The sequence below is a fragment of the Clostridium sp. YIM B02551 genome (assembly GCF_022324735.1).
Lineage (GTDB): Bacteria > Bacillota > Clostridia > Clostridiales > Clostridiaceae > Clostridium_T > Clostridium_T paridis.
On the sequence record NZ_JAKGTF010000030.1, the window covers coordinates 1 to 4,688 of the forward strand.

A 4,688-nucleotide genomic window follows, 5' to 3' on the forward strand; every position below is an offset into this window, starting at 1 on the left:
ATACAGAAATCATCTTCTTAAGTCTGCTATATAGTCTTTTTTTAAACTGTCCTTTACAACGGGTACATTTTAAATATATTCTTATATAGGATTTTATTATATTATCTTTTAATTTGCTCATATTTTTATATACTCCTATTTATATTATAATCAAATTATAAATAACTTAATTTCTTTCTATGTAGTTCTTATGTTTATTAAATACTACAAAGTATTTCTACTTTATCACATAGGTTATATTCTTTAAATCTACCTATTCCTGAAATTATATTCTTTCTATAGGTTAAAACAAAGTCATTGTCCTCAGCCCAAAAGTTTTTAACTACCAAAGTTTTACTTTTATTATCTGTCTCCATTTCAATTCTTCCAATAAATTTATCATCGCAAAGAATTGGTAAAACATAATATCCATACTTACGCTCTGCAATTGGGGTATACACTTCCCATTTATATTGAAAGTCAAATAACTCCTTAATAAGCTTCCTGTCCCAAAGCATGTTATCAAGTGGAGCAAGAATTCTTGCCCTACTACTTTGATTAGGCCTCTCTATTGACCTTTGAAATACTTCAAGATTCTCAGTTGCAATGTACAGTGTATCTTTCATTCCATCAACTTGAATTTCTGTGATTTTCCCTTCATCAAGTAATGCTTTAAAAGCATTATTACGCTCCTCACTTTTAAATCCTTTTAATCCAAGCCATGCATCACTAGGTCTATTCCATAGTATCCCAATGCTATTTATTCGACGAAGTACAAACCATTTATAATAATCTTCAATACTACTATTGGGATCCTTCATAGAAAAATACTTCTCTGGTATGTATTTATCAGCTAAAGAATAATATCTTCTTGCACCTTTTTTATGGTGAACAACTCCAAGCCCTGCGTAACACATACATTCTAATGCTGCTTTTGCAAGCCTCTGGGGACCATAATGCCAACCAACTTTTTCTTCAAATTCAAAATCAGAAGAACATGCCGATTCATTTGCTCTTAGATAATCCATGATTTTATCTATGGTATCTTTATGGTTAGTACACCAGTTTAAATACTCTTTACGATATCTCTCAAAATATGCCCAATCGCTAATAGCACAAATGGACATATTTTTATCCCAAACATCAAATAAAATTCTATCTATATATAAATATTCTTCAATATCACCTTTTCTATAGTCACTTAAACGAGATTGTAGTACTAAATCAGGATTTCGTCCAACCACATTAAGCGGATCATACTGAATACATCCAACCTTCTTAATATAATCAACTATTTTGTCCTTACTTATAAGTTCAGTATCATCACTCAAATGCTGATATGATACTAAGTACTTACAAATTTGTTGTTTCTCATATATTCTCAATTAAATATACCTCACGCTTTTAAAATATAAACTTACTAAATGTTTCTACAGTTTCAAAATAGTAATCTGATTCATTTTTCATATATTCTTTTATTTCAGGAATTATATGTGACCAGCCTGCTGCTGCAAACTCTATGTTGCAAGCTCTAGCCATATCTAATCCTGGTTTTAAATCATCTAATACTAAAATCTCATGCTCTTCTAAATTAAAAGTTTTCATAATTTCTAAAAGTGGATAAGGACTTGGTTTCCTTTTATCTTCCTCCACATCCCACCCAAATATTAAGTCTGGAGTAACATTGCAGTTTACAATATAATCTCTAAGAATTTGTTCACTTTCAGAATGTGATACTACACATATTATCCCACCTAATTCCTTATATCTTTTTATTAATTCTGGGAATCCAGAGTAGAACTCTGGAACTATAGACTTAGTATAGCTTCTCCATATTTCATACTGTTTCTGCTGCTCTTCTTCACTAAATTCCAAAACATCTTTGCATAAATGTGAAAAGCCTGGACTAAAACAACAAGAAACAAATTCTTCAAGGGTCAATGGTTCTATATCTGGTCTTAATAATTTCATTGCCTCCACAAAAGATGGATGGTGTATCTCTGGTGTACTCTTTGACACTGTATCATCATGATCCAAAACTAAACAACGGTATTTCAATTCATCTCCTCCATTCAAACAACATAGAAGAGACATCAAGCCTCTTCTTTTGCTATAATGCCTTTTTTAGTTCAATACACCTTTTATACAAAGGATCAAATTCACAACCACAGCTTCCACATTCTTTATCTGCTTGTTCAATTGCTTCAATCAAAGCCTCTTTGTTTCCATTTCCATCAAGATATGCTTTTGATGGAATAGCAATTAAGTCCCAACCTGAGTCAGCAAATTTTTCTAAAATTACTTTTAATTCTTCCATGATAAATCTCCTTTCAATTTTTTGATTAAGTTTATCTTTATTACTATAAGATTCTAATTGTTTCTCTAATGTTTCAGTATGAAGTTCAATTAAGTTATTGTCATAGTCATAAAAATAAATAGAATATCCTTCTCCTGGTACTCTTTCTCTTGGCGGCTTTAATTCTAAATTCAACTCTTTGATTTTATTTAAATAATATTCAACATCAGAATCTGGTATTTTAAATGCCACATGATGATATGTTCTACTTACAATATTTGAATCTTCCATAGCTGCTATCCATTGTCCACCTATAATGAAAAAACGCTCTTTAAATAAAGAATGTTCTTTCTCATTACTATAATAAATCTCTTCAGCATGAAATAAACATTTAAATAACTTCGTAGTTTTCTCTAAATCCCTTACAATAAAAGTAATGTGGCTTATACCCTCTATCATATCTATCCCCTTAAATATTGCATATTTCACTTATCCTATTTAATTGTATTTCAGTAGCTATAATAGCTTCATCATAGTTTTCATCCTCTACTTCATTAAATTCTAAGGTAACTATATCTGGTTTTGCTTTTCTTAATACCCATTTTAATAGTTCATAATCTTCCTCTCCCATTGCCTCATGGGTATCCATAGGAAAACCCTCTTTGTCATAGCCTGAACCATTTATATGAATTTCTTTTACTCTATCAAGTTTTAAGTTATCTAGATAATCATATATGTCAAAGCCTCTATATTTTGCAGTTAATTTTGCATGGGTAATATCAAGTAAAAAGAATACGTCATTATCTATAAGAATCTTATTAATTTGTTCTGGTTCATTAAATGGATAAAGGTCGTAATCCTTTCGATCACTTGGTGTATCTGGAGAATTTTCAACTAATAATGGTACGGATAAATTCTTTTTAAATATTTGTATATTTTTAGTCATTCGATCGTAAATATCAGCTTATTCATTCCTTCAAACATATCTTCATTTCTAATAGCTAAATGAAAGCCATAATGAGGTGAACCACATTTATTTATAACTTCATTAGCCCACTTAAAATCTATTATTTCTAAGTTTGGAGTCCCCGCATTCTCAAAATATCCTAAACCATGAATTAAAATAGGGCGCAAGGATCTCATAGTAGAAAATGCTTTATTAAAGTTACCAAAGGCACCTGACTTAATATAATCTACATTTACTGCATCTCTTTCAAGAAGTACTTTTAAGGCTCTTGACCAGTTACAACCAATCTTCATACTCTATCTCCCTTATTACTTTAAATAAAATGATTTATTATCTATTGCTCTCATAGTAGCAAGAATTCCATCCAAATGATCATACTCATGTTGTAGTAATTCTGATAAGTCTCCTTCTAATTCTATTTTTCTATCATTAAAATCTATATCCATAAATTCAATTACACATCTTTTATGTCTTTTAACCTTAACTAATAGCTGAGGAAATGACATACAATCATCTAAAACCTCCATCATTTCATCATCAGTGAAAGTTAAAACTGGATTTATAAATACCTCTGGTTTATCTATATACATATAAATCAATCTCTTAAACACACCTATTTGAGGAGCTGCAATTGCTCTTCCTACCCCATACTTTTTTCTAAAATCCATAAGGGTATCATGTAGATCACTTACAACTTCCTTTATATTTTCTAATTCTTTTTCTTCTATAACTGAACTTACATCATATAACTTTTCATTTCCTAATAATAGTATTTCTCTAATCATAACTACTGCCTCAATTCTCCCTTAATGAACATTTTAAGAAAACATGTATTATTTAATTTCTGCAAAAATTTCATGTATGTTTCCATCTGGGTCAGCAAATAGTGCTGTTCTTTGATTCCAAGGCATATCTTGTGGTTCATGAATAGAAGTTGCTCCTTTAGAGATTAATTTCTCAAATGATTCATCAACATCTTTCGGATCTTCACATGGGAATGCAAGTTCAAAACCCTGTCCAAATGACTCTTTTCTATATTCACTACTATAAACATACATAACATCTCTCATACAAATAGCAAATCTTACCCCATCGTTTTCAAATTCAACATAATTACCTAGGTCATTTTCAATTCTAAATCCGAGAACTTGATTATAGAAATTTTTCATTTTATCTATATCATTTGTCCAAATCGTAATAAGATTAATTTTTGCTTTCATCATATATTTTCACCTTTCTTAATTTAACATGTAATTCGCTTTATCTTACAATTGTCTATTTTATTTAATTATACTTAATGGCTGTATTGATTTCAAATATTTAGCATTACTGTATATATATGAGCTCCAATAAAATTAAAAGCCAGTAATACACTAAAATGTACCCTATAGAATAGACAATTTAAAAAAGCCTATTCTATGGGGTACTTTTATGTATAATAGAATA

The 4,688-nt window shown here is 29.8% G+C and carries 7 protein-coding genes; all 7 read right to left on the reverse strand.

Going from position 1 to position 4,688, the window contains the following annotated elements; all coding sequences use genetic code 11:
* Positions 1 to 197: 197 nt before the first annotated feature.
* The 7 genes from L1S47_RS20395 to L1S47_RS20425 are packed head-to-tail and all read right to left on the reverse strand — an operon-like array spanning position 198 to position 4,462.
* On the reverse strand, positions 198 to 1,364 hold the full coding sequence (locus tag L1S47_RS20395; protein ID WP_238886933.1) for a DNA glycosylase AlkZ-like family protein: 1,167 nt from the start codon (positions 1,362 to 1,364) through the stop codon (positions 198 to 200).
* Positions 1,365 to 1,383: 19 nt separating this feature from the next.
* Positions 1,384 to 2,037: an HAD family hydrolase gene (locus L1S47_RS20400; protein WP_238886935.1), complete on the reverse strand. Its 654-nt coding sequence runs from the start codon at positions 2,035 to 2,037 to the stop codon at positions 1,384 to 1,386.
* A gap of 52 nt (positions 2,038 to 2,089) precedes the next feature.
* Positions 2,090 to 2,734, reverse strand: a complete 645-nt coding sequence (gene fosX / locus L1S47_RS20685; RefSeq protein ID WP_275297895.1) for a FosX/FosE/FosI family fosfomycin resistance hydrolase — start codon at positions 2,732 to 2,734, stop codon at positions 2,090 to 2,092.
* Between the two features lie 10 nt (positions 2,735 to 2,744).
* A complete protein-coding gene (locus L1S47_RS20410; protein WP_238886937.1) occupies positions 2,745 to 3,221 on the reverse strand; it encodes a DUF692 family multinuclear iron-containing protein in 477 nt (158 codons plus the stop codon).
* Positions 3,218 to 3,535 (reverse strand): hypothetical protein, encoded by a 318-nt coding sequence (locus L1S47_RS20415; RefSeq protein WP_238886939.1) that lies wholly within the window; start codon positions 3,533 to 3,535, stop codon positions 3,218 to 3,220. The genes L1S47_RS20410 and L1S47_RS20415 overlap by 4 nt, the downstream gene beginning before the upstream one ends.
* Before the next feature lie 15 nt (positions 3,536 to 3,550).
* A complete protein-coding gene (locus tag L1S47_RS20420) occupies positions 3,551 to 4,027 on the reverse strand; it encodes a peptide deformylase (protein WP_238886941.1) in 477 nt (158 codons plus the stop codon).
* Positions 4,028 to 4,075: 48 nt separating this feature from the next.
* The gene (locus tag L1S47_RS20425; protein WP_238886943.1) at positions 4,076 to 4,462 is read right to left on the reverse strand and encodes a VOC family protein; all 387 of its coding nucleotides are present in this window, start codon (positions 4,460 to 4,462) and stop codon (positions 4,076 to 4,078) included.
* Positions 4,463 to 4,688: the final 226 nt, after the last annotated feature.

What these genes read in the sequence shown, in the direction of transcription:
- L1S47_RS20410 (WP_238886937.1), bottom strand. Translation starts at nt 3,221, where the DNA reads ATGACTAAAAATATACAAATATTTAAAAAGAATTTATCCGTACCATTA.
- L1S47_RS20425 (WP_238886943.1), bottom strand. Translation starts at nt 4,462, where the DNA reads ATGAAAGCAAAAATTAATCTTATTACGATTTGGACAAATGATATAGAT.
- fosX (WP_275297895.1), bottom strand. Translation starts at nt 2,734, where the DNA reads ATGATAGAGGGTATAAGCCACATTACTTTTATTGTAAGGGATTTAGAG.
- L1S47_RS20415 (WP_238886939.1), bottom strand. Translation starts at nt 3,535, where the DNA reads ATGAAGATTGGTTGTAACTGGTCAAGAGCCTTAAAAGTACTTCTTGAA.
- L1S47_RS20420 (WP_238886941.1), bottom strand. Translation starts at nt 4,027, where the DNA reads ATGATTAGAGAAATACTATTATTAGGAAATGAAAAGTTATATGATGTA.